16 protein-coding genes are annotated in these 25,148 nt (G+C 37.6%); all 16 read left to right on the top strand.

All coding sequences use genetic code 11. The annotated features are described in order from the left end of the window. The first annotated feature begins 50 nt into the window (after positions 1-50). The 16 genes from ATG70_RS08555 to ATG70_RS08465 all read left to right on the top strand — a co-directional run bounded on the left by ATG70_RS08555 (position 51) and on the right by ATG70_RS08465 (position 24,756). Positions 51-3,377 (top strand): glycoside hydrolase family 31 protein, encoded by a 3,327-nt coding sequence (locus ATG70_RS08555; protein WP_098443904.1) that lies wholly within the window; start codon positions 51-53, stop codon positions 3,375-3,377. 50 nt (positions 3,378-3,427) lie between these two features. Continuing rightward, the gene (locus ATG70_RS08550; RefSeq protein ID WP_257147648.1) at positions 3,428-5,098 is read left to right on the top strand and encodes a glycoside hydrolase family 13 protein; all 1,671 of its coding nucleotides are present in this window, start codon (positions 3,428-3,430) and stop codon (positions 5,096-5,098) included. A gap of 103 nt (positions 5,099-5,201) precedes the next feature. Continuing rightward, positions 5,202-8,435, top strand: coding sequence for a TIM-barrel domain-containing protein (locus ATG70_RS08545; RefSeq protein WP_218925489.1), 3,234 nt, complete (start codon positions 5,202-5,204; stop codon positions 8,433-8,435). A gap of 28 nt (positions 8,436-8,463) precedes the next feature. Then, positions 8,464-12,369, top strand: a complete 3,906-nt coding sequence (locus tag ATG70_RS08540; RefSeq protein WP_098443902.1) for a TIM-barrel domain-containing protein — start codon at positions 8,464-8,466, stop codon at positions 12,367-12,369. A 1,200-nt stretch (positions 12,370-13,569) separates the two neighbouring features. Beyond that, positions 13,570-14,829 carry a protein translocase subunit SecD gene (gene secD / locus ATG70_RS08530; RefSeq protein WP_098443900.1) on the top strand — a complete coding sequence of 420 codons (1,260 nt, stop codon included), beginning with the start codon at positions 13,570-13,572 and terminating at the stop codon, positions 14,827-14,829. A 291-nt stretch (positions 14,830-15,120) separates the two neighbouring features. Beyond that, entirely contained in the window at positions 15,121-15,591 is a 471-nt protein-coding gene (locus tag ATG70_RS08525; protein ID WP_142329566.1) for a hypothetical protein, read from the top strand. 161 nt (positions 15,592-15,752) lie between these two features. After that, positions 15,753-16,034, top strand: a complete 282-nt coding sequence (locus ATG70_RS08520; RefSeq protein ID WP_098443898.1) for a hypothetical protein — start codon at positions 15,753-15,755, stop codon at positions 16,032-16,034. 199 nt (positions 16,035-16,233) lie between these two features. Next, positions 16,234-16,992 (top strand): serine hydrolase, encoded by a 759-nt coding sequence (locus ATG70_RS08515; RefSeq protein WP_098443897.1) that lies wholly within the window; start codon positions 16,234-16,236, stop codon positions 16,990-16,992. Positions 16,993-17,172: 180 nt separating this feature from the next. Continuing rightward, a complete protein-coding gene (locus ATG70_RS08510; RefSeq protein ID WP_098443896.1) occupies positions 17,173-17,523 on the top strand; it encodes a PadR family transcriptional regulator in 351 nt (116 codons plus the stop codon). After that, on the top strand, positions 17,510-18,226 hold the full coding sequence (locus tag ATG70_RS22465; RefSeq protein ID WP_179886226.1) for a permease prefix domain 1-containing protein: 717 nt from the start codon (positions 17,510-17,512) through the stop codon (positions 18,224-18,226). The genes ATG70_RS08510 and ATG70_RS22465 overlap by 14 nt, the downstream gene beginning before the upstream one ends. A 595-nt stretch (positions 18,227-18,821) precedes the next feature. Next, positions 18,822-20,075, top strand: coding sequence for an aminopeptidase (locus ATG70_RS08495; protein ID WP_098443894.1), 1,254 nt, complete (start codon positions 18,822-18,824; stop codon positions 20,073-20,075). 209 nt (positions 20,076-20,284) lie between these two features. Further along, entirely contained in the window at positions 20,285-20,476 is a 192-nt protein-coding gene (locus ATG70_RS08490; protein WP_098443893.1) for a hypothetical protein, read from the top strand. A gap of 779 nt (positions 20,477-21,255) precedes the next feature. Continuing rightward, complete coding sequence (locus ATG70_RS08480; RefSeq protein ID WP_098443891.1) at positions 21,256-21,825, top strand: sigma-70 family RNA polymerase sigma factor; 570 nt, start codon at positions 21,256-21,258, stop codon at positions 21,823-21,825. After that, complete coding sequence (locus tag ATG70_RS08475; RefSeq protein WP_098443890.1) at positions 21,815-22,888, top strand: DUF4030 domain-containing protein; 1,074 nt, start codon at positions 21,815-21,817, stop codon at positions 22,886-22,888. The genes ATG70_RS08480 and ATG70_RS08475 overlap by 11 nt, the downstream gene beginning before the upstream one ends. A gap of 586 nt (positions 22,889-23,474) precedes the next feature. After that, entirely contained in the window at positions 23,475-24,134 is a 660-nt protein-coding gene (locus ATG70_RS08470; RefSeq protein ID WP_098443889.1) for a hypothetical protein, read from the top strand. A 421-nt stretch (positions 24,135-24,555) separates the two neighbouring features. Continuing rightward, positions 24,556-24,756, top strand: coding sequence for a hypothetical protein (locus ATG70_RS08465; RefSeq protein ID WP_098443888.1), 201 nt, complete (start codon positions 24,556-24,558; stop codon positions 24,754-24,756). The last annotated feature ends 392 nt before the right edge of the window (positions 24,757-25,148 follow it).

The following is a 25,148-nucleotide window of genomic DNA, read 5'->3' as shown; positions in this document are numbered from 1 at the left end:
TATATGTGGGGGTCTCCATATATATCCTTCTTCATGAAAGGGTGGTAAAAGTGGATCAGGCTTATCTATCTCTACTTCGTGCTCATGTAGACCAACTGAAAGAGAATCACTCCGACGTCAAAAAAACCATCAAAGAGTACCAGCCAACTTTGGAAGTGGATCATTTTCACACCATTGCTACATGGCTGTGGTTGTTGCAGAAACAAGTTGGTCTGACGCCAGATGATAAGGAATTGACTTCTATTGATGATCAGCCGTTCATCACATATATAGCGGAACAATGGAATCAGCCTCACTCTGATATATGGGGAAACGATGGTGACATCTATCTTTCTCACGTTTCCATGGCTTATGCCGCGTTAGCGGAAACGAAGAATACCCGGCAACAAACAGAAGTACAGCAGACTATGACAGAAATACGTGATTTTGTATTTAACGAACTGCTCTCTGGTGGCACCGCTTTGAATGGAATGGAAAACAGGGGGATCTCTGTCGATCAAACACTTGCCGTTATGCCTTACGGATTGTTCTCTCCAGAAGACCTGATTATGGTGGAAGCAACGAAGAAGATGGTTCTGGACTTGGAAGAAGAAGAGGGGATGCTTCCTTTCCGTGGAGCTGAAAAAACGTCCAAAGCTGCAACAGCGATGATGGCCCTCTATTACCTCGAGAAATACGACCAAGAAAAAGCTTTGTATTATGCACACTTAACAAGAAATCATACTAAAGAGGATCAACTTGGTGATGTCATTCTCTCACTATTCGACTATTACGCTTCTCAGAATAAAGAAGGCGAAAAGGTCATTCATGATCCTCTTGGTAATGAAAATGTCTACTTGCCACAATTAACGGAAAGACACCCGCATTATCCTACCACAGAAGACTATGTGCACTTCGCTTGTCAGGTCATTAGTGAAAAGAAAATTCTACATGTAGATGCTCATGTGGAAAATGAATCCATTACGTGGAAAGACTTTGTTCATCTACAACCGAAGAAAAAAGGGGAAGCGACCATCTATGAAGGAAAACGCCCTCCTCTGCCCGATCATGGAACCTATTCCTACGTTTTTCACGTTACATTTGAAAAGGGAGAAGAGCTTTATTCTGATACATATTCTCTCTCGACTAGAAAAAAGGAATCCGTTGATGCTTTTTCAATAGTGGAAGCAACAGAACAAGCACTAGAGTTGGGGTTCGGAGAAGGACATAGGCTGACAATTGAAATCAGTGAAAAAGGTATGGACATGACCCTTCGTTCCAAAGCAGGGAAGAAGCCTCCGCACGTTTCTAAAAAGGGTGCATCGATTTCTGCGGGAGATTACCGTCTACATGTGCCGTCCGATTCAAAGGAAATCATTCTTTTCCATCAAGACGAGGAACTGCTCCGGTCTCACCCATTGTTTCCGCCGCTTGAGTGGAAAGAGGATCTAGCTGGAACGATACGTGAATTTCAGCTGCATTGGTACTCTCCTAAAGAAGAGCAATTCTATGGGTTTGGAGAACGCTATAATGCAATCGAACAGCGCGGGGAAATTATCGATTGTTATGTGTACAACCAATACAGAGATCAGGGAACACGGACGTACATTCCCATCCCTTTCTATATGACCAATAAAGGGTATGGCTGTCATGTCGATACAATGATGTACACAAAGTTTGATTTGGCCTCCTCGTTACAAGATCAATGCACATGGCTGATTGAACAAAATGAAAACGTACAGGAAACAACGGTTCATTTTTACTTCGGGGACTACAGGGAGCAAGTTCAAGCTTTTACGAAAGGAACAGCCAAGCCTGAGATGGTTCCGACTTGGGCGCTAGGGCCATGGATGTCGAGTAATAACTGGGATCGTCAGTCGGTTGTAGAGGATGAAATCAAAGCGACGAACGATCATAAAATTCCAGCTACGGTAATTGTATTGGAACAATGGAGCGATGAAGCGACATACTATATGTTCAATGACGCGACTTATGAGTTGAAAGAACCCGGACATGTTCACGGTTATGAAGAGATGGACTTCCCGTCATGGGGACGCTGGCCGGATCCTAAAGGGATGGTCGATCACATCCATGATGAGAACTTAAAACTCGTTCTATGGCAGATACCGATTCAAAAATACTTAAACAAACAAAACCATCCATTAAAGGACCAGGACGAAGCCTACATGATTGAGAATGGGTACGTCGTACAAAAAGAAGATGGAAATCCTTATCGAATTCCTGAGAACTGGTTCACGAATAGTCTGATTATGGATTTCAGTCATCCAGAAGGACGAAAATGGTGGTTTCACAAGCGCCAGTACCTGTTGGACATTGGAGTGGATGGTTTTAAAACGGATGGCGGCGAGTTCGTGTTCGGGAAAAATCTAAAATTCGCGAATGGACAGACGGGAAGTGAAATGCGGAACCAGTATCCAAATGATTATATCGGAGCTTATTATGATTTCGCCCAGCAAAATGATGGCATCACATTTAGTCGTGCTGGTTACACCGGGGCACAGCAATTCCCCGCGCACTGGGCAGGGGATGAACGGTCTACCTTCGATGCGTTTAAAAGGTCACTGATCGCTGGGTTGAACGCGGGTCTTGCAGGCGTTGTGTTTTGGGGGTGGGATCTAGCTGGATTTAATGGAGACATTCCTTCTGCAGAGCTATTTATGCGGTCTTCGTCCATGGCTGCCTTTTGCCCGATTATGCAGTATCATGCAGAGAGCAAAGCAGAGTTCAGTCAGGACAGGACGCCTTGGAATATTGCCTCTCGGACTGGAGAGGATCAAGTGATCGATGTGTACCGCTTCTTTGCCAATGTGCGTATGAATCTAATACCTTATCTCTATCAGGAGTCGCTCAAAGCGTGTAACACAGGAGAACCATTGATGAGAGCGCTCATGCTTGATTTTCCTGAGGATGAGCGGGTAACAGGAATCTACGATGAATACTTATTCGGCGAGTCATTACTTGTGGCGCCTGTCATTGATGAAGGAGAAATCGAACGAAATGTATATCTTCCTGAAGGAAAATGGATGCACTTGTGGACAAGCGAAGTGCTGGAAGGTCCCACTTATATAACGTGTACTGCTGGAGTAGAAGAGATTCCAGTGTTCGTCCGCATGAATAGTGCGCTTCTATTAAATGTCAGTGAATCAGGAGAACTAGGAAGTCCCGTAGGTAATGATCTAACTTCATACAAACAGCCCTTATGTCGAATCTATTGTGAGGCATCATTCCAAAAGACGCTTACAGATCATCTCGGTCATGACGTCGAGTTGAACGTAGAAGTAGGGGAGGATGAAGTTGTTGTATATGTGTATACGGACTTAGAACCATTAAAAATAGAAGTTGTTGGTACGGATAAAAAAACACGTGTTATCTACTAAGATAGTAATCGGCTAAGGACGGAAATGACAATCAAAAAAGGATGATGATAATGACAAACGCATGGTGGAAGAAAAGTACGATCTATCAGATTTACCCAAAGAGCTTTAATGATACGACAGGAAATGGAGTGGGGGACATTCCCGGTATTATTGAGAAACTCGATTATCTGAATAAACTCGGAATCGATGTGATCTGGCTTTCCCCAGTCTATGATTCGCCTCAAGAAGACAATGGATATGATATACGAAATTATAGGATTATTGATGAATTATTCGGTTCGATGGAAGATATGGAGAAGTTGTTGGAGGAATCCCATAAGAGGGGAATCAAGATTGTGATGGATCTTGTGGTGAACCATACCTCTGATGAACATCCGTGGTTCGTGGAATCAAAGAATAGCAAAAACAATAAGTACCGTGACTATTATATTTGGCGAGATGGAAAAGCAAATGGAGAACCGCCAACGAATTGGGGATCCATTTTCAGCGGGTCGGCTTGGAGATATGAAAACACCACTGATCAGTACTATTTGCATCTGTTTGCAGAAAAACAACCTGACTTGAACTGGGAGAACCAAGAGCTCCGCACCGACATCTATGACATGATGAACTACTGGATGGATAAAGGGATAGATGGATTCCGTATGGACGTCATCAATTTCATTTCCAAGCACTATCCTTTCTCAAATGGGGAAGTCAAAGAAGGGGACAAGTATGGAGATCCAGGCCCATATTTCCTGAATGGCCCTAGAATCCATGAATTTATAAAAGAGATGCACCGAGAAGTATTGAAAGGCCGCGATGTCATGACCGTTGGGGAAATGCCAGGAGCGGCACCTGATGATGCAAAAGCGTACACGGATCCAGAGAACGAAGAACTGGATATGATCTTTACGTTCGAGCACATGTCACTGGACGAACAGGGGGGCGACAAGTGGAATCTAAAGCCGCTTGACCTCCGTGATCTGAAGGAGAATTTTGAAAAGTGGCAGACGGCCCTCTACGGTATCGGTTGGAACAGTTTGTATTGGAACAACCATGATCAGCCCCGTATCGTCTCCCGCTTCGGAAATGACCAGGAATATAGGGAGAAATCTGCAAAAATGCTCGCCACCTGCCTGCACATGATGCAAGGGACACCTTACATCTACCAAGGGGAAGAGTTAGGTATGACAAATGTTCGGTTTGATCAGTTGGAAGGTTATCAGGATATTGAAACCTTGAACATGTTCAAAGAAAAACAAGAACTGGGCTGGTCTACCGATCGAATCATGAACGCGATCTATACAAAAGGCCGTGATAATGCCAGAACGCCGATGCAGTGGGACGACTCGCCACATGCAGGGTTTACAACAGGTACCCCTTGGCTTCAAGTGAACGAAAATCATCTGACGATCAATGCTGAGGAATCCTTAAAAGATTCAACGTCTGTTTTCTACTATTATCAACAACTCATACAGCTTCGAAAAGACATGGATGTTATATCGGAAGGCTCTTTCCAACTCATAATGAGAGAGTCGGAGAAGGTTTTTGCTTATGAGCGAAAAGGGGAACAGGAATCACTTATTATTATGTGCAATTTCTCAGGTGATGAGGTGAAAGTGGATTCGGATGTTGTGGAGCGGATTCAGGGGGCTTCTGTAGTGATATCTAATGAGGCTGGTTCTGGGGAGATTGAGGTTTTGCGACCCTTCGAAGGAACTGTGTATAAGGTTTATTAATAGAGCCCGTTTCATGAAAGGAAGTGAAAGTGTATTAATTCGGGCTAACTAACATAAACAGGAGGTAATTTCTATTAAACATTTAGGCAAGAAATTTCTTGTTGTGATCTTTTCGCTTTTCTTCACTTTTATTTTCACCTCAACCACAGGCTACGCTATAGACGGAGTCTACCATGATCCGTATGGCATTGATGGGCTCTACGACGTTAAGCCGACTGAAAGAAGTCCAAAAGATCCTGTTGCCGGACAAGACGTTTCAATCAAAATAGCAACTTGGCCTGTTGAACCTGGACAATCGACTTGGATTACTTGGACGAAGAATGGTGTACAACAACCAGTTATCAACGGTGAGTTTAAATACAATGATGGAAACAACACCTATTGGGAAGTTAATCTAGGCTCTCTCAATCAAGGAGATGATGTTGAATATACCGTTCATGCAAACAAAGATGGGGCAAATGAAAAAACGATAGGTTCATTCGATTTTACAGTTACAGATTGGGAGAACCTTACCTCTATTAATAGCTTTACGGACAATACGGACCGTGTAGAGTTCTCGGGTTCATCTACAAACGGGAACTTCACACCAGAAATGAGTTTGTCTTTCGCCGCTGATGATGTTTTTCGTGTTCAAATGAGTCCGAATAGTACAGGGACCTATGAAGGTGGATTAAGTAACTATACAGTTAATGAAAGTTCAAATGAAATCGTCGTTAGTACTTCAGAACTGCAAGTCAAAATTCAAAAAGACCCTTATAAAATGAGTGTATACGAAGAGGATGGGCAAACGTTAATTACCGAGGAATATAATCCTGCTCAAAACCGCACAGCAGGTTGGTTAACAGATGGTAGCAGTACGATTGATAAAGTTGAGAACCATTTTTATACACCAACAAACGAGGAGTTCTTTGGTTTTGGAGAACGTTATAACCAAATAGGTAAGCGTGGAACAGAAGTAGATACTTATGTTTACAACCAATACCGTAATCAAGGTGAGCGTACTTACTTAGCCGTCCCATTCTTCTTGAACACGAATGGTTATGGGGTGCTTGTTAATTCTACTCACTATTCCAAATTCAAATTAGCAACCGAGAAACAAGACATGTACAGTTTCACAACGGATACAGGTGGAAGTAGCGGATCCATGTTGGATTATTACTTCATTCACGGAACTGATCTTCCGGATGTGATAGCCAACTACACGGACGTTACAGCAAAACCTGAGATGTTACCGAAGTGGGCCTTTGGTCTATGGATGTCAGCTAATGAGTGGGACCGCCAATCAGAAGTGGATAATGCGGTTGCTCAAGCGTCTAATTATGACATTCCAGCGACAGCAATGGTTTTAGAACAATGGAGTGACGAGCATACCTTCTATGCTTTTAACGATGCTCAATACACCCCTGTATCAGGAGGTCAGTCACTAGGTTACGAAGACTATACTTTTGGTGGAAAGTGGTCAGACCCTAAAGGAATGGTCGATAACGCCCATGCGAACGACATTCGAGTATTGATGTGGCAAATCCCTGTTTTGAAATATACGGATTATGACTATGAACAGAAAGACAACGATGAATCCTATATGATCAATCAAGGATACGCTGTAGAAAATGGGGATGGAAGTCCTTATCGCGTTCCAGAGAATAAATGGTTTGGAAACAGTCTCCTTTTGGATTTCACGAATCAGCAAGCAACAGATTGGTGGATGTCCAAGCGTAGCTATTTGTTTGATGACATCGGAATAGATGGGTTCAAAACGGATGGCGGCGAGATGGTATGGGGAAGAGACGTTTCATTTGAAAATGGTAAAACTGGGGATGAAATGAGAAATCAGTACCCAAATGAATATGTAGAAGCTTATAGTGAATTTGCTAAGTCTAAACAATCAGATGCTCTTACATTTAGTCGAGCAGGAACTACAGGGGCTCAAGAACATGGAATTTTTTGGGCGGGCGATCAGACATCCACATTCTCTGCATACCGTGAAGCCATAAGAGCAGGACTCTCTGCTAACGCATCTGGGATTCCGTTTTGGAGTTGGGATTTAGCTGGTTTTACTGGAAGCTTTCCAACTGCAGAACTATATAAGCGATCTACAACGATGTCGGCATTTTCTCCGATTATGCAATTCCACTCTGAAAAAGCTAACCCATCAGTAAGCGAAGAACGTTCTCCTTGGAATGTAGCTGATCGCACAGGCGATTCCACGGTCATTGATACGTTCCGTGAGTACACGAACATGAGGATGAACCTTCTTCCTTACATTTATAGTGAAGCTAAGAAATCCAGTGATCAGGGTGTTCCCCTCATGAAGTCCTTGGGTATCGAATATCCTGAAGATTCTAATACACACGATATCTCAACACAATATTTGTTTGGAGATAACCTTCTCGTTTCTCCTATTGTAGAGCAAGGAGCCCAGTCACGGGACTTGTACCTACCTGAAGGAGAATGGATTGATTTCTTCTACGGCGCACAACGACCTGGAAACCAAACCATCAACTACTATGCTGGTGTGGATGATCTACCGGTATTTGTGAAAAGTGGAAGTATTTTACCGATGAACTTTAATGATTCATACGTATTAGGAGGATCCATTGATAGCGATCTAGACGATTATAACCAGCTAACATTTAGAATCTATCCTAAAGATATTACCTCTTATGATTGGTTTGACGATATCGGGGGCAGTGTGAAGGAAGTTGTATCCGATGAAAAGTATGATCAGGGGACTATAACGATCGATGTTCCGACAACGAATACACAAACGGCCCTTCAAGTGTTCACATCAAAACCTCAAACCGTTACAAATAATAGCGTATCAATGACCGAATATTCGAGCTTATCCCAGTTCACTTCCAGCAACTCTGGTTGGTACTATGACGCTGAGCAAAGACTATTATACGTAAGATTGAATCAAAATGCTGGAAATCAAGAAGTCGTGTTGAGCGGTGTGAAAAAGCCAGGATATGAAGCGGAATATGCTGAATTGAATGGAGTTTCAACCAACACAAACCATAGCGGCTACTCAGGAACAGGCTTTGTAGATGAATTCGCTCAGTCTGGTGATTCTGTCAAATTTGAAGTCGAGGCCTCGACGAGTGAAATGTATACCCTTGATCTCAAATATGCTGCTGGGAACGAAGATGCTTCGAGGGAGATATTCGTGAACGGTACAAAAGTAAGCGATTTATTCTTAGGAAAAACGAATGATTGGGATACTTGGAACAATGAAGCGATAGACGTCAATTTGAATGCAGGCTTTAATACAATTGAGGTACGCTATGGCTCTGCGAGTTATAGTGGAATAAACCTTGATTCTTTAAGTATCTACTAGTCTATTACTAGGATCTGGGGCAAATGTTATGAATAAGCTAACGTTTGCCCTGTTTTTCTCTTATGAGAGGAGAGAGGTTAAAGTGAAATCACAAAAGAAGTTTTCAACGAGTTATCATGTTCTCGTAGGTTTCATAACGATGGTTGTATTGCTGTTGTTCGTTACTCCTTCAATTAAAGTCGAGGCAGATGCGAGTGAACTTGGAAATGTATTAGACAGCTCAGTGAATAATGGAGTGCTTGAGATAACCATTGATAATGGTCAAAATCCAAATGATGACATCCTCATCTTGGAACCTTTGAAAGACAATTTACTTCGAGTCAATTATCGACCTAATGGAGAGGCGGTGAGTCCAGATACACCTATTCTTGACCCAGATCGATCCTTTACATTCAACAATGCGATGATAAATACAACAACGAACCCCATTACCATTACGACTGATCAGATGACAGTTGAAATTTCTAAGTCTCCTGCACGTGTTACGATAAAAGAATCTGATGGGACTACTTTACTTTGGGAGCCCGCTGAAGGAGGAGTCTTTTACGATGGGGTCCGGTTTAAGCATAATGCAGCAGATAATATATATGGAATCCGAAGTTACAATGCCTTTGAGGGTGGAGGAGATTTGCTTCGCAATAACAATGAGCACGGAGCTCATGCTGGCCAGCAAGGTGACTCAGGAGGTCCGTTTTTTTGGTCAACAGATGGTTATGGCCTTTTAGTAGATAGTGACGGCGGATATCCCTATACAGAAGAAGCAACCGGAAAACTGGAATTTTATTACGGAGGTACCCCTGAAGAAGGGAGAAGGTATTCTAAAAGAGATGTTGAATACTTCATTATGCTTGGTGATACTGACGACATTATGAAGTCGTTCACTGATTTAACGGGAAAGTCTCCCATTATGCCGAAATGGTCATTAGGTTTTTCGAATTTTGAATGGGATACCGATCAATCAGAAATGACCTCTATGGTTGATACTTATCGTGCCAAAGATATACCGATTGATAGCTATGGATTAGATTATGATTGGAAAGATTACGGTGAGGACAACTACGGTTCTTTCAGGTGGAATACAGACAATTTCCCAGATAGCAGTACAACAGATTTCAAAACCAAAATGGATAACAAAGGTATCCATATGATTGGGATTACAAAGCCAAGGATTGTTACAGAAAATGAAACCGGACAAAGGACCACTCAATATCAAGATGCAGAGAACGGTGGTTACTGGTACCCAGGTCACCAGGAATATCAAGATTACTTTATTCCAGTCCAAGTAAGAAGCATTGACCCTTATAAATCGGCAGCTAGAAGTTGGCTTTGGGATAATTATAAGGGTGCTTTTGACAAAGGGATCGTAGGATGGTGGAATGATGAAACTGATAAAGTTTCTTCTAACGGTACAGAATACTGGTTTGGCAACTTCACAACCCCACATTTTTCTCAGGCGATATATGAAGGACAAAGAGCTTACACAAATGATTCAGAGAGAGTCTGGCAAACAGGCAGGACATATTATCCTGGAACTCAAAGGTTTGCGACGACTCTATGGTCAGGAGATATAGGGGCTCAATTTTATAAAGGAGAAAAAATCAATTGGGCAGCGGGGATGCAAGAACAGAAATCCGTAATGCTATCCTCTATTAATAATGGTCAACCTAAATGGGGAATGGATATTGGTGGATTCAATCAGGAAGATGGCAAAATAACGAACCCATCTCCGGAATTGTACACAAGATGGATGCAGTTTGGGGCGTTTTCACCCGTATTCCGTGTACATGGTAACAATAATCATCAACGTCAACCGTGGTTTTTCGGAAATACTGCTGAGGAAGTATCAAAACAAGTCATGAAGCTTAGGTATTCACTGATCCCCTATATGTATGCTTATGAGAGAAGAGCTTTTGAAAATGGTACAGGCTTAGTGAAGCCTCTTATGCAAGAGTACCCTGAATTAGAGCGTGTAGAAAACTATACCGATGGGTGGATGTTTGGTGATTATCTCTATGTTTCCCCAGTAGTAGAAGAGAATTTGACGTCTAAAGATATTTATCTCCCTCCAGGTCAGTGGATCGATTACTTTACAGGGATCTCTTACGAGGGAGATAAGACAATTAACTATTCTCTAGATTCAAACGAATGGACTGACATTCCTCTGTTTGTTAAAGATGGAGCGATCATTCCTTCTCAGAAGGCAATGGATTTTGTAGGACAGGAAGGTATTGATCAAGTGAATGTAGATGTATTTCCTTCTTCGACTGAAACATCTTTCACTTATTATGATGATGATGGTGAGAGCTATGATTATGAAGACGGTGAGTTCTTGAAACAAAAAATTACAGCTATTGGCCAAAATGGAGTCGAAGTTACAATTAAAGGAAAAGAAGGCTCTTACACTTCTGGACTTGAAGACTATATTCTAGAAGTACATGGGAAAGCGGCTACTTCTGTAACTGTAAACGGGAACAGCTTGTCTTCCTTCAATGATAAAGAAAGTTTATTACAATCTAGTGGAGAAGGCTTTACGGTAGGTAAAGATGAATATGGTGTAGTCACCTATGTGAAAGTCTCTGCTTTATCTACGACTGCAAAGGCTTTGAACCTTACAGGGGATGCTAGTGTTAATGAAACCGCATATATAATAGAAGCAGAGAAAGCTTCCTTATCCGGGGACACTGTTTCTACTCAGGCAACTATTAACGATAATAATCCTGCTTTTACTGGTAGTGGTTTTGTAGATGGTTTGGATCAAACAGGAGCAAAAGTCACTTTCTATCCAACAGCAAAAGCACCGGGTGAATATACTGTGAATGTTCGTTATGCGAATGGAAGTGGATCAGGACAGACGCTGAGTTTGTTTGTAAACGGAGACTATGAACAGCAAGTAGACTTCCCTGCTACTTCTGGTTGGGATGACTGGTCGACATTAGAAGTAACGGTCCCTCTTGACTCTGGTCAAAGTATTGTTTCTTTCATTAATCATGACGGTGCGGGAGATAGCGGAAGAGTGAATATCGACCACATAATGGTTCCTTTTCAATACAATATTTCAACGTATGAAGCAGAGGCATCTACTCTACTAGGGGGAGCCAGTCTGAATCAAAATCACTGGTTCTATTCGGGAGAATTTTTTGTCGATGGATTAAAAACTGAAGGGTCATCCGTTACCTTTGACGTGTTTGCACCACAAGCAGGCAACTACGATTTAAATCTGGATTATGCAAATGGTACTCAAAGTGTACAAACATTATCATTGAATACAAACGGTCAATACCAACGTCAACTATCCTTGGATCACTCAGGTGGGAACTGGAACATATGGAAAACGTCAAGTGATACAGTATCACTATCAAAAGGGTTGAACACCGTTACTTATGAATACACATCAAGTGACAGTGGTAATGTGAATTTGGATAAATTAGATGTGAAATGGTCATCTGATTCATATGCTATACCGGAGAAAAACCTTCTGGATAATGGTAGTTTTGAGCGGAACATCAGTCTGGATGACAACTGGACAGAATGGCACCCAAGCGGACAAGCACTTGCGTATGGAGTTGATGAAGGAATAGGAACGAACCCTCCTGAAACAGCTTTCCATGGGGATCAAAGGGCTTTTTTATATCAAGGTTCTGCTTATAAACAAAGCATACATCAACTTGTAAATGTTCCTGATAATAATGGAGAATATACAATTGAAGCTTGGGTTCGTTTGAAAAACAACACTCCTAACACAGCCCGGCTAGAAGTTACTAATTATGGTGGAAGTGATCAATTTATTAATTTATCACCTGATAGTGAGTGGCAATTAATCAAAGTAGACGATGTATTGGTTACAAATGGTACGATTGATGTTGGTTTTTACGTAGATTCACCGGGCGGTACAACGTTACAAATTGATCAAGTTAAAATAATGAAGTCAACGTAATTATTCTAAGAGACTTCGATGCTACTATATCTTTGAAGACTTATTCTCTTTAGGGGAAGTTTTTGATTCGGCTAGCTTCGTAACGTTAATGGCGCTCCTATGCACTGGGAGGCCTTATGTAGGTTATAAAATGAAAAGGCTAGAAAAAAAAGGATGGATGGGCACTCTCTAAGTGTTTAGAAGATCAGTACCTGACTCCCGCTGCGTTAAAATGCTGAGGGAGCAGGCACTGATTATGACTAGGGGGTGTTCTTTTGAATGCTTTTTCATTCAACAGGAATCATGTGTCTACTAGTTTTCACAACTGTATTCACAAACAACATAAGGCGAAAGCCAGAATTCAAAATATATAAGCTTTATTGTACGATTGTGTTAGATATCATTTTAAGTAACTGTTTTTGCCCTTTCGTTAGCGATGGATTAAGCAGCTACTTAAGTCGCTTTATATTTATTTCGTTCCCATTGTGGTCTTTGAGTTTTGTTATTGTAATTATTGTTTACAACATAAGGTGAAACGAAAGTAAAACTTCAGTTAAATCAATTACGTCTTTGATTGTTTTTCTAAAAAATCTTCTTACTTCAGAACAAACCACTGAATTGAATGGTTTAACTTTTACTTTCTTAGTAGATGGACAGCTAATGGTCATTGAGATCGAGGAAAATAAAGGAGTTGGTTTTTATAAAGGGGCTGAATCCTCTCCAGAATTATTCAAAGCCATCCAAGAATTTTATGAAAGGTATACTTCTTACATCTTCATTTGTTCAACAATCTCAGTTCTGCGAGTGTTGAACAATTTATTGAAAGGATGTTGTGAGATTTTTAAAAGTGTGGATATTTGTTTATTGTTTCGTTATAAGTCAATTTGAAATATTTATTGATTCGATTTCAACTAGTTTATTTTTTGTAGCTACTCTTTTAGGGAATTATAAAGTAATACGTAATATCAAAGGAATAGTGAAATTGATAAAAGATAACAAAGACGAAGTCGATAATGATTAAGCATTTATTTTATCTAACCATCGTTTGTGCCTACTAATTTAAGTTAGTCAATCTTCTGCTATCTCGGAGCGAGAATTGAAGATCCAGAGGATTGTTATTTAACAATCCATTACTTTAAGTACGGTATAATGGAGTAGCAAAAATATTGATAATACATAACCAGTGAAAAAAGAACTTTCCTACTATAAGGGTGTTTATATTTGAAAAAGAGTTGGATTATTTCAACAACCTTAACGATATTGTTAATCTTGACTTTGTTTTTCGCTACGTTTAAGAGTCTCATAAATGAAGTGAAGTTAGGACTGGATTTGCAAGGTGGATTTGAAATCCTTTATGAAGTACAAGATCCTTATGAGGAACAAGAAATTCTCAATGAGGATCTCTTAAAACAAACGGCTTCATTAATTCATGATCGAATTAATTTATTAGGTATCAGCGAACCTACGGTTACAATTGAAGATGAGAGTCGCATTCGAGTTCAAATACCTGGTGTTAAAGATCAAGAGGAAATGAGAACCTTTATCTCAATAGGGGGCAATATCACGGTGCGAGACACGGAGGACAGTCTAGTACTTTCATCAACTGATTTTGACTCTATTGATATTGAACCATCATCTAGAGAAGAATATCCTATTGTGACTATGGATTTGTCTGATTCTGTTGATATCGAGAAGATTACTCAAAAGTACGAAAACGACAACTTAGCATTCTGGCTCGATTTTGAACAAGGAGACTCTTATAAGGTAGAGGCAGCAAAAGAAAATTCTAAAATCTTTTTCGATGGCAAAGTCAGTGGGAATTGGTCAGACAAAAGTATAGCTTTGGCGGGGGAGTTTACAAAGGTAGAAGCAGAGTTAGTCGCAAAAACGATTAGCACAGGTGATTTACCAGCTCCTTTAGAGGAAGTATATTCTCGGTCTGTGAGTGGTCAATTAGGAAAGGTGGCACTTACTAAAACCATCATCTCTGGAATTATTGGAATGGTTCTCATTTCTTCTTATATGATGTGGCGTTATAGATGGCTAGGGCTACTAACGGTCCTCTGTCTGATTAGTTATCTCTATCTAACAATCGCGATATTTGTCTTTCTAGAAGGCGTTCTCACATTAACTGGGTTAGCTGCCTTTATACTTGGATTAGGCATTGCAGTCGATGCAACCATTATAAAATTTGAACGTCTAAAAGAACAAATTGAGCCTGAGAAATCTTTCGAACAAAGTGTGATGGAAGCGTCCAATAAGTCATTTAAAACAATAGGAGATTCTCAACTAACAACATTAATAGCTGCAGCTGGACTATTCTTATTTGGTGTAGGAATGGTAAAAGGATTTGCTACAATGCTCTTTATTAGTATTATCAGTGGATTTTTAACGTGTTATGCCTTGTTAAGGCTATTACTATATATGGTTGGCGAAACAAGGGTCGTTGAATGGTGGCAAAGTAAAAAAAAGGAATATTAGCATTCTAAGAGCAATCTTCCATAATATCGGAGCTTATCTTTAATAAGATAGGCTCCTTTTTTTGAAATAAACGATGGATTTATTAGAATTGTTTTGAAATAATTGGTATTAAAGAGTAGAGAGAATAGGATAAAGGAATAAAATAGTTTGGAATTAATAAGTTTGTTACTATACGATAATATAGTTCTCCGGAAATTTTAAAATTTAATATTGCGGGGGGAGATAATTTTCAAAAAAATCACTATTCTCGCTGTGTGTATTGTAGTGTGCTCATTGGTTTTGATTTTTTCGATGGTACATATTAAAAATTCAACACAGGCTTTATCAACAACTAATAAACAAGTGATTGAAGATATTACAAAACAAGCCACAGTCGGTGGGGCATTGGGCAATGCTAAAGTCATTGAAAGAGAATTTGACCCTACTATGATTGATTTCTACACTGGAAGAGCTATGAAATTTGAAAAGTATACTGTAGAAGATATCGAGCCAGATGTATATGTACACGGTTTGGATGCTCATTCTGGTCACGCATTTACCATCTATTCAAAGGTTAAAAAGGGGACAACCCAAACGGTTAATTTACAACTAGATGGAGAAGTGTTAAAAATATATGTCCAAGAAGATCAAGTAAACAATAATAATCAAGCAGAGCAGCACAAAGTATTACAAACCCTATTATCTGAGAAGCCAACACATTTTGAGGTATATAAAAATGGAAGTCGTGTAAAAAGAGAAGAGATACTCTATTCAATTGAATAATTGCTTTTTCAATTATCTCGGAGCGAAAGTTGAAGATCAATACAATATTTTTAGTTTTTATTTCCTTATGAACTTTTGTATTTTTCTTGAAAAATATTAGGTCAAATTAGGTCCACTTGTAAAAATGAGGTTACTAAATTAATAAACAAGGGGTGACTATTATGACTAAATATTTATTGTCTGGGGATATAATCCCATTTGCCTTTTGGGAAAGAGTTTTGCCCATTTGGTTTTTGATTTTTGGAATAAGCTTTTTAGCTTCCGTCGCATTTTTAATTTGTTTAGCTAAAGGATTTAAGAAGGATTTGATGTTCAGGCTTAATTTGGCATCAGTTGTTATTTCATTCATAACTTTTTATATCACTGGGTTTTCAATAGGTAGTTACTTCGGCTTTTTAGGTATAGTTCAGTTAGTCATTGCTCTATACTTTCGAAGGAAATAAAGAAGTCACTTTCTTAAGCTATGCTAGCTTATAGAAGAAAAAATGATCTTCCTGTATCTCGGAGCTTATCTGTAATAGGATAAGCTTCTTTTTTGAAAGTAAAGATTGAGTTATATGTACTAATTTGAAATAATTGGTATTGAACTGATTGGAAGTATTTAAAGAGTTGAATGTAAAGAGCCAAGGTGGGTGAGTTGAAATAGAGAACGTTTTGAAGAAGCTAAAAGAAATAGAAATTGGAGAAGTAGGAATAAAAATATATTCTACCAAAGATGACATACATAAACTTGCATTTAACAATGACTTAATCGTTCCCCTTGCATCGGCAGCAAAAGTTGCAATAGGTTTTTGTGTAACCAAATGGGTAGAAGAGGAATTAATCAATTGGGATGACATTGTTAAAGACATTTTCTTTAATCCAAATGAAGATAGTAGAGAACTGTACCCGCATTTCCAATTACGAGAATCTCTTCCCTTAAGGGAAGCTGTTGAGGTTATGATTGCTTGCCACGATAGTTATGTTGCTAAGAGTATTGTGGAATTTTGTGGAGGTTGGAAAGAGGTAAACAACCAATTAAAAACCTATTATCCATCGATAACGGTTACTGAGGATCCACGGAATGCTGAAAACCAAGCTCAACTAGACCAACTATGTGATTTGATGCTTAACATTTTTCAAAACTACAAGAAGAATCCTTTATTATGGACTCCAATCATCAACGGATTAATTAGACAAAAAGGAGAGATAGAGGGTATACCTACACATCATCTAAATCATATGACTGGTGGTTTAGAAAATGTTGTAGTGGATTTAGGAATAATAGGTGATTTCAATAATTATCCCTATGTATTTGTTTTAGGAGCTACTAATTTACCAAATAGGAATAGTAATCTAGATGCTGATAACAAGATTATTGAAGCAGTAACTTTAATTTACAAACAATTCAAGGCGCAGTAACTCCTTATTCCGTTATCTCGGAGCAATTCTAGAATAATAAAGCAGCTTAAAAATTGAAAATCGTCTTCATTAATCAGAGGTAATTCCACATTTAGGAATTACCTCTTTTTTAATCATTTATTATTAGTATACCTTGCATTATTAGGTAATGTATTTTAAATTAGTATAGGAGGTGAACAGATGGAAATTAACAAAGAAGTTTTGAAAGGGCATATAGATACCCTAATCCTATCGTTACTATGTATAAGAGATATGTATGGCTATGAGTTAGCGAAACAAGTTAGATTAAAAAGCGAAGAGCAGTTTGAATTAAAAGAGGGGACACTCTATCTGTCTTTGAAAAGATTAGAAAAAAATAAATGGATTTCTTCGTATTGGGGTGATGAACAAGGTCCAGGTGGAAGAAGAAAATATTATAAACTTACATCTCTGGGTAAAGCAGGTTACCAAGAAAAACGTAAAGAATGGCAATTTGTAAAAAGCATTATTGATTCATTTTTAGAAGGAGGAGAAGAAAATGAAGCAAATTGATGAATTTGTAAATTCGATCTATGCCAATGTAAGTGGCCAAGAAGCTAAAGATTTAAAACAAGAAATGCGCTCACATATAGTGGAGGCTGTTGAGGAATTAAAGTTAGAAGGAAAATCTGAGCAAGAAGCGATTTCAATTGCGCTAGAGAGGTTTGGAGATGAAAAGCAAATTACAAAAGGTTTACTAACCATTTTTCAGTATCAAAATAAATTTGCAAAATGGTTAATGCGTTCTGCTATTGCCATTTTGTTGATTGGATTAGTCGTTTCAATTAGTTTAACTATGAAAGATAATACATACAGAGAAACTTCTGATTTGATGTCTCACGTAGTAAAAACCTATGAAAACAAAGGTGAATTAAATGCTGATGATAAAAGAGCGCTAAAAGATATGGTGGAACGGAACTCAGAAATCTTTAATAATATTAGTTATTTTGCTGTTGTTAAAAATACTCAAGAAGAAGGAGATAATACCAGTAAAAAGTTATTTCTTCAGGGGCGTGAAGGTATTGGAGAGTCTGGTTTGATGAGACAAGGTGTCGCTGGAGACAATACTTGGTATGTTGAGTGGGAATATGCAAATTATGACTTTTTGAAATATGAACCTTTTTATTATATTTTCTTCGCGATTTCTGGTGTTTTATTTATTCTTTGGAGAATAGTACATTATTACAATCAGATTCGCTTTAAAGCCTTCGTTTAATTCGTTCGATTGATTAGGAATATACTATCAACAGAAAACCTTATTAATTACGTTCTATGTTCCAATAAAAGAGAACATCTTAGGATTCTTGTAGTGTACAGTTTATTCCGTTATCATCGGAGCTTATCTTTAATAAGATAGGCTCCTTATTGTGAAATGAAATATGGATTTATTAGAAGTATTTTGAAATAATTGGTATTGACGAGTAGAGCAGGATTTTTAAGAAGGTAGTTTCTGTTCAAACAACAATCGGGCTAGAGGTGATATTTGTGATTGGTATATTAGAGATTATATTTCAAGTATCAGGAGTTGTGTTGCTCATATGTGCAATTTATTATTATTTTCATTTTAAGAAAATCAAACGGGAAAGGAAGCTGAATCCAGTTGAGTTAACAGTTTACGCTTTAACTCAAATTGCATTTCTTCTTTTAGGAAGCAGCTATTTACTACTACTTTTGGATAAAAATTATTAAACAAACTCGGAGCGATAGCTGCACTTTGGCTATCGCTTGTTATGCTAACGAATCAGGTTAGCTAAAGTAGTGGCAGGGTCCTATTGTGTAGTTATCCAAGAACATCACAGGGGAGATAGTAAATGATTAAAGGAATATATGAATTTATAAGTGAAGCACAGTTAAAAAAGTATGCAGAACTTGCTGTGCGAGCTGGTGTAAACCTGCAGAAAAATCAATTATTGATTATTCATAGTGATATACAACATGCTACGTTTGCACGTTTAATCCAAACGGTGGCCTACGAGGCAGGAGCGTCCAATGTATTTATAGACTGGACAGATGAACAGTCTACCAAAGAGTTTTTCTTACACGCAGCAGATACTGTCATCGATCACTTTCCTGATTGGCAGGCTGCTCGTTTTAAGGAATGGGAGGATGCAGGTGCTGCTTACATCCATATTATTTCTGAAAACTTAGAGGTCTTTAAGGAAGTTTCTACAGAAAAGATAAATCGTTTCCAAAAAGCTTCTCGTACCAAATTGAGGGATCATAATGCGAAAATTATGTCACACGAGGTGCGCTGGTGTCTTCTAACTGTCCCGAGTGTTGAATGGGCAATGAAAGTATTCCCCAACCTAAGTAAAGAAGAAGCTTTACAATCCTTATGGAAACTAATCTTAAAAGGGTCACGGGCAGATGGGAAAAGCCCTATAAAAGATTGGGAGAGTCACAATAGATCCTTCGAGTCTCGAAAAAAGATCCTAAACGAGTGCCAATTTGAATCCCTGCATTTTACAAATAGCCTTGGAACTGATTTAGTAGTTGGTCTACCTAAAGATCATCTCTATATCGGTGGGGGTGTCATAGATAAAGATGAAATCCCTTTCTTTCCGAATATTCCTACGGAAGAAATATTTACTGCTCCTCATAAAAATAAGGTGAATGGCAAATTGGTAGGTACCAAACCTCTTATCTATGGGGGAAGTGTCATCGATGAATTTTATCTAATTTTTAATGATGGACGGGTTACCGACTATTTTGCTGCAAAGGGACAGGAAGTGTTACAAAACCTCATCGAAACAGACGAAGGATCACATTATCTAGGTGAAATTGCCCTGGTGTCTAATAAATCTCCTCTTGCTCAGGCAGATACGCTTTTTTACAATACCTTATTTGATGAGAATACTTCCTGTCATATTGGAATTGGAAATGCATCTCCTTCCAACATTCAAAATGGCAATGACCAATCTGAGAAAGAGTTGAAGGCAGCGGGTCTGAATACTTCACTTTTGTTAGTCAATGTGACCTTTGGTACCGAAGACATAAATGTGGAGGGAATTAAAGAAGGTGGAGCTGAAGTCCTGCTAATGAAGGATGGGGATTTCGAATTCTAATACATCTCCAACTTTAAAACAGTAAAAACTGATTTCTGGGGGATTAACTTAGTGCTAGTTATAGTGAAAACAAACTGGTGCATTAGGTAAAGATCCGTTTCAATATCTCGAAATCAAGTCTTCCGTATTATCGGAGCGAAAGTTTAGTAAGATGTCTTTGCAGCAATTTCATTATTAAAGAGCAACCCAGGAATAAAGGGAGGTTATCATTGAAAATGGAAGTTGCAAAAAAGAAGGAAAACCAAAAAATAGCTGGTGTCATACTATTGGTGATAGTAATAGTTTTGTCCCCATTTCTGCATGATCATTTTAATCCGTTAACTTTATTAATAACTACGATTATTATATATGCTATTGTCATGTTCATTGTTGGACTGTTATCAAAAGAAGAACAGTCTTAACCTTAAGGCAGAAGGATCGTTATTTACCATCTTCCAGTATCTCGGAGCTTTACTCTAAAACGATTATGCTCTATTTTTTGCTAGTAACTGGGCAGTGTAATGAAAGGATTGAATTCGACATAATTGAGAGTCTTGGAACTAAAACCAAACTTTTACCTATATGGAATCAGAAGGGATTAATATGACCAAAGATAATAGAAGTAAATTGTTAGTTATATTGGCATTTCCGTTTTTTTTCTCTTTTTTTATTTATGATATAAAGGATATCGAGTTTTGGTATTACAATGGTTTCACATTAGTTCTTTTTTTGACTATATTTAATTTAGTTGCAATCAAAGTTTTTTATCCAAGAACTTCTTTTGTAATAGGTGTAATAATTTGGACAACTCTGTGTGCACTTTTATATAATGACACTTTCGTGGTCATAGGAATATCTTTATTTTCATTACTTACTATATTGACTTTCGTGTTTATGTATCAACGACTTAAAGGATTGAATAACGAAAACTAATATATCATTTTTATTCTAGTTCCGTAAAATCGGAGCGATTGTGAAATAAAAATAAGCCTTTTAGGTAGGCAACTAAATTAAATAAGCTCAAGCAATTTTTAGCTAAGCTCAGAGTTATTGAACTCCGAGCTTTTTTGCGTGAGGTTTGAAAAGTAGTTCTTGAATTAAAGTCATATTACTTTATTAAAAATATTTATAGAAAATGAAACTGCTTTGATAAATGTATAGTCTATAAGGTGAAGGATGAAAGTTGAAAGGAGGTTGAAAAGTGAAAAATAGAGATTCATTATTTGATAGGGAAGGATTTGACGATGAAACAGCTAGTGAAACGGAGATTGATTTGTTGATCAAAGAACACTCAAAGCAAGTGTTTATTTTAGCTTTTTCATATGTGAAAGATCATTCTTTAGCCGAGGATATAGCCCAAGAAGTTTTTTATAAGTGTTACAAAAACCTACATAAATTTAGAAAAGAATCATCAATAAAAACTTGGATTTCCCGTATCACAGTAAATACTTCAAAAGATTTTTTGAGAAAACGAAAATATAATTTATTTCATTCTCACTCTCATCTTTTGGAGGTGCTAGTTAAAAGGAAAAGTTCAGAAGATGAGTTTCTTGAGAAAGAGAATAGACAAAGTGTGATGGACATCGTTCTGTCTCTTCAGCCAAAATATCGAGAAGTTATTATCCTTTTTTATTTTCAAGATTTCAATACAGAAGAAATAGCGCTGGCTTTAAAAATGAATAGGAATACAGTTAAAACGAGATTATCTCGGGGGAGACTTCTTTTAAAAGAAAAAATTAGTGGTTTGGAAGGAGGCAACTATGAAACGTGAAGTTCAAAAAGGAAAAAAAGAATTTGACGAGCAATTTTCTTTAGATAGAGAAAACAGAATTAGAGAAAGAGTGAAAGAAAGGATTAAGGAACGCGATAATCCCACTTTTATCAATTATAAGCTTATTTATGCATCCTGTGCTGCAGTCTTGTTATTTGGTTTAATTGTCAGTTTATCATTCGTTTCACCATCAATGGCTTCTGTTATCTCTAATATACCGTTTCTAAATGAATTGATGGATAAGGAAGATTCTATCGGTGTCGATTCTATCGGAGATCTCCTAATCCATGAACTAAGAGAAGACAACTTTAAAGTTAGTCAGGGAACAAATATTGATTTTAGGGAAAAAACCATTTACGTAGGAATAGAAGGCACTAAAGATTATTATCAAAAATACGAAAAAGATATTATTGAAAGAAGTAATAGCTTTTTAGAAGCGCATGGTCTTGGAGCATACACTGTTGAAGTAACCGGTCCTAAAGAAGAAAAAGAGTCATACGACGATGGCATTACAGAAGAAATGCAAAAGAAGTACGATGATTATGAGAAGAGAAGTCTTGCTCTTAGCGAAAAGATCATGAGTGAACTAAAAGAGCAAAACTATCAGGTTCAATCAGCTGATGTTCGAATTAATGACAAAGAGAGGTTTATACCACTTGAAATACCTGTCTCAGAAACAAGAGTTGAAGAGATGAAGGATATTGTAAGGAAAGTTGCAGAAGAAAAAGAACCAGGTGAATTTAAAATAAAAGTGTATACATTTGATATTATAAGAGAAGAAGCACAAGTGAGATGGAGTCCTGTTATCGATACTCTTACAGAAGGATTAATTGGTCAAAAAGAGCTTAAAGTTGAATTAGTTGGTTTTACATTCTACTCAGAACCTTATACATTATCAGTTGACACTTCAATTGATAAGTCTAATCCTAATGCTTCAATGCTAGCAAAAGAGATTGAAGATGAGATGAACACATTTATTAACTCAAAAGAGATAAAGAAAGTTGTAAATGGAGATGAATATCAGATTGTTGTTAAAAGCAAGGACGGTAAAAAAATAAATTAAATAATAGGATATCTGCAAGTTAGATGTAGCTTAATATTCATGACCGATCTTCAACAATCTCGGAGCAATTCTGTAATATCATAACAGCGCAAACGTTGAAGAACGATCTTCATTTATCGGGCGTAATTCCGCACTAAGGAATTACGTCTTTTCTTTCAAATTAAGGTTGAGTAAGTGGTTGAGTTTTGAAATAATTGGAATTAGGCAATAGGTCAGGTTAGTTGAAGACTCAGTTTCGAGCTAATTTGAATTGTGAAACGGATTTTTTATTCAAACGTCTCTAAAAGGTGAAGCTAATAAGTTATTAAATAAGAAATTTATCGAGAGGATGGATACTTATTATTGGCGATAAGTTTACTTGTGAAAATTGCGGAAGAGAAGTTGAAAAAGATGAGAAGATGGCAATTATTGTTACACCGAAAAAGACAAATGGATGGGCTCTTTTGAAAGCCTGGGGTCCTGAACAAATTATATATTGTTCAAGATGCTTTAGTCAGTTGGAATAAATAACGGAAAGATTTCTTGAAACAATTAATACCCATACAAACACCAATAAACTAACGGTAATATTAAAGGAAGAGATTAAGTGAGAAATTCTACAAAGTTAAATTACAATGAACAAAAAGATAGAGTTCCATATGCTGCTGGTGAATTTTATTTACAAAAGGTTGAAAGTTTTAAGCATAAAGGTAACTTAACATATTCGATAGTACTTAAAGAAAAAGAAATTGGAAAAGTAGAAGAAACGGATAAAGAATCAATAAGTTTTAGTAATAGTTTATTGAAAGTTTTAAGTTTGTTTTTTATAAATTTAAAAGGAGTTATTGTAGAAGCACTAGAATTGAACTTGCTAGACCAAGACGGACAACTTATTGCAAATATTCGTAAGAAGGCAGGATTCTTTAGTGACCTTAAAGTGTACACTAAATCAAATGAACATTTGGCGACATTGAATTTTTCAACTAAGAAGAACACTCCAGTCATTTCAGTAATTAGTTCAGAAAGTAATGACCAATATGCAGTATGGGTAAAATCAAACTTAATGGATTTCTCTATCGAAAGCAAACAGACTGGAAAGGAAATTTTCACTATAAAGAAGCGTTCATTAGTGCATTCTACTATAAGAAAAAATCTCACTGACAATGATGCTTTCTTTATAGACAACACTCAACTGGATTCAAAAGTATTTATAAAACTTATTAGTGTCGTTGTAGCTTTGGACATATATTATTACATAGGGCAATAAGCTTTTATTTTGGGTTCATTGAAGTAAACATTGATGATTTTGTAAATTAATCTTGATTTCCAGTCTTCAGAGGGCAACTCAAGAATGCTTTTATCGGAGATTGATTTAACAGATAAATTAAGTGAAATTACTAAAGAGAATATAGATGATTTTTTCAGGGTTTTTGAATTAAATAAGATTCCTCATATAACGATCGGTCCTGATGCGCAATGGCTCAATATCATTGAATATTAATTGTTTTTATGGGCTTATTTAGTAAAGGTGATCGTCTGCTAAATAAAGCCATCAATTAAGAAACATCTCGATATCGAGTCTTCTGTTAAATCGGAGCGAATATTCAATAAATAATAGGCTTTAACACAGCGATGTAGCCGATTTATCATACGCTTCCAGATAGGGGGATTCATAGGGAGGGATAACTATGAAAAAAGTGCTAATGGGGATAGCATTTATTCTTGCGCCAGCTTTTGGTATGGCATTGGCTAAGTTAATCATTGATCCATTATGGACAAACCAAAAAGTGACCTTAGAGGGTCTGATAACCTTTTTCATATATGGGTTAGTTGCAGGAGTCATTCTTTTTATTTTGCGCCTTATTGTTAGGGGAGGAAGTTTGAATTGAGGATAAGAGAGTCATTTAAACATACTGATTCTGTGTAGAAGCTAATTTAATAAGATGTGATTATGGAAATGATTATCCAGTCTAAAAATCAGGGTATTAAATGAAGAGTTCCTATTCAACTATCTCGGAGCTATTGCTCAATTGAGTGCAAGCCTCTATAACATATGTAACGGAGCAAAATGAATTTGACCTTTTTCACAGAATGCAGTAGATGGAATTTAAGATGTTATTTTTGGAGGAGAGAGGGATGCAGGAGAAGATCAACATTTGTTCATTTATCTGTTCATTTATTTGCGTGTTATTATTTTTAATAGTTTCATTCTCAGGTTGGTTCAGTAATTCCATAATCGGAATTCACCCTTTAACAATAGTTTTATTTATTTCGTTATTTA

The organism is Bacillus sp. es.036 (genome assembly GCF_002563635.1).
Lineage (GTDB): Bacteria > Bacillota > Bacilli > Bacillales > Guptibacillaceae > Guptibacillus.
Note: the sequence above shows the minus strand (reverse complement) of the source record. Positions and strands in the feature narration are given on the sequence as shown.

What these genes read in the sequence shown, in the direction of transcription:
- ATG70_RS08550 (WP_257147648.1), top strand. Translation starts at nt 3,428, where the DNA reads ATGACAAACGCATGGTGGAAGAAAAGTACGATCTATCAGATTTACCCA.
- ATG70_RS08540 (WP_098443902.1), top strand. Translation starts at nt 8,464, where the DNA reads ATGAATAAGCTAACGTTTGCCCTGTTTTTCTCTTATGAGAGGAGAGAG.
- ATG70_RS08525 (WP_142329566.1), top strand. Translation starts at nt 15,121, where the DNA reads ATGGTACATATTAAAAATTCAACACAGGCTTTATCAACAACTAATAAA.
- ATG70_RS08520 (WP_098443898.1), top strand. Translation starts at nt 15,753, where the DNA reads ATGACTAAATATTTATTGTCTGGGGATATAATCCCATTTGCCTTTTGG.
- ATG70_RS08510 (WP_098443896.1), top strand. Translation starts at nt 17,173, where the DNA reads ATGGAAATTAACAAAGAAGTTTTGAAAGGGCATATAGATACCCTAATC.
- ATG70_RS22465 (WP_179886226.1), top strand. Translation starts at nt 17,510, where the DNA reads ATGAAGCAAATTGATGAATTTGTAAATTCGATCTATGCCAATGTAAGT.
- ATG70_RS08495 (WP_098443894.1), top strand. Translation starts at nt 18,822, where the DNA reads ATGATTAAAGGAATATATGAATTTATAAGTGAAGCACAGTTAAAAAAG.
- ATG70_RS08475 (WP_098443890.1), top strand. Translation starts at nt 21,815, where the DNA reads ATGAAACGTGAAGTTCAAAAAGGAAAAAAAGAATTTGACGAGCAATTT.
- ATG70_RS08465 (WP_098443888.1), top strand. Translation starts at nt 24,556, where the DNA reads ATGAAAAAAGTGCTAATGGGGATAGCATTTATTCTTGCGCCAGCTTTT.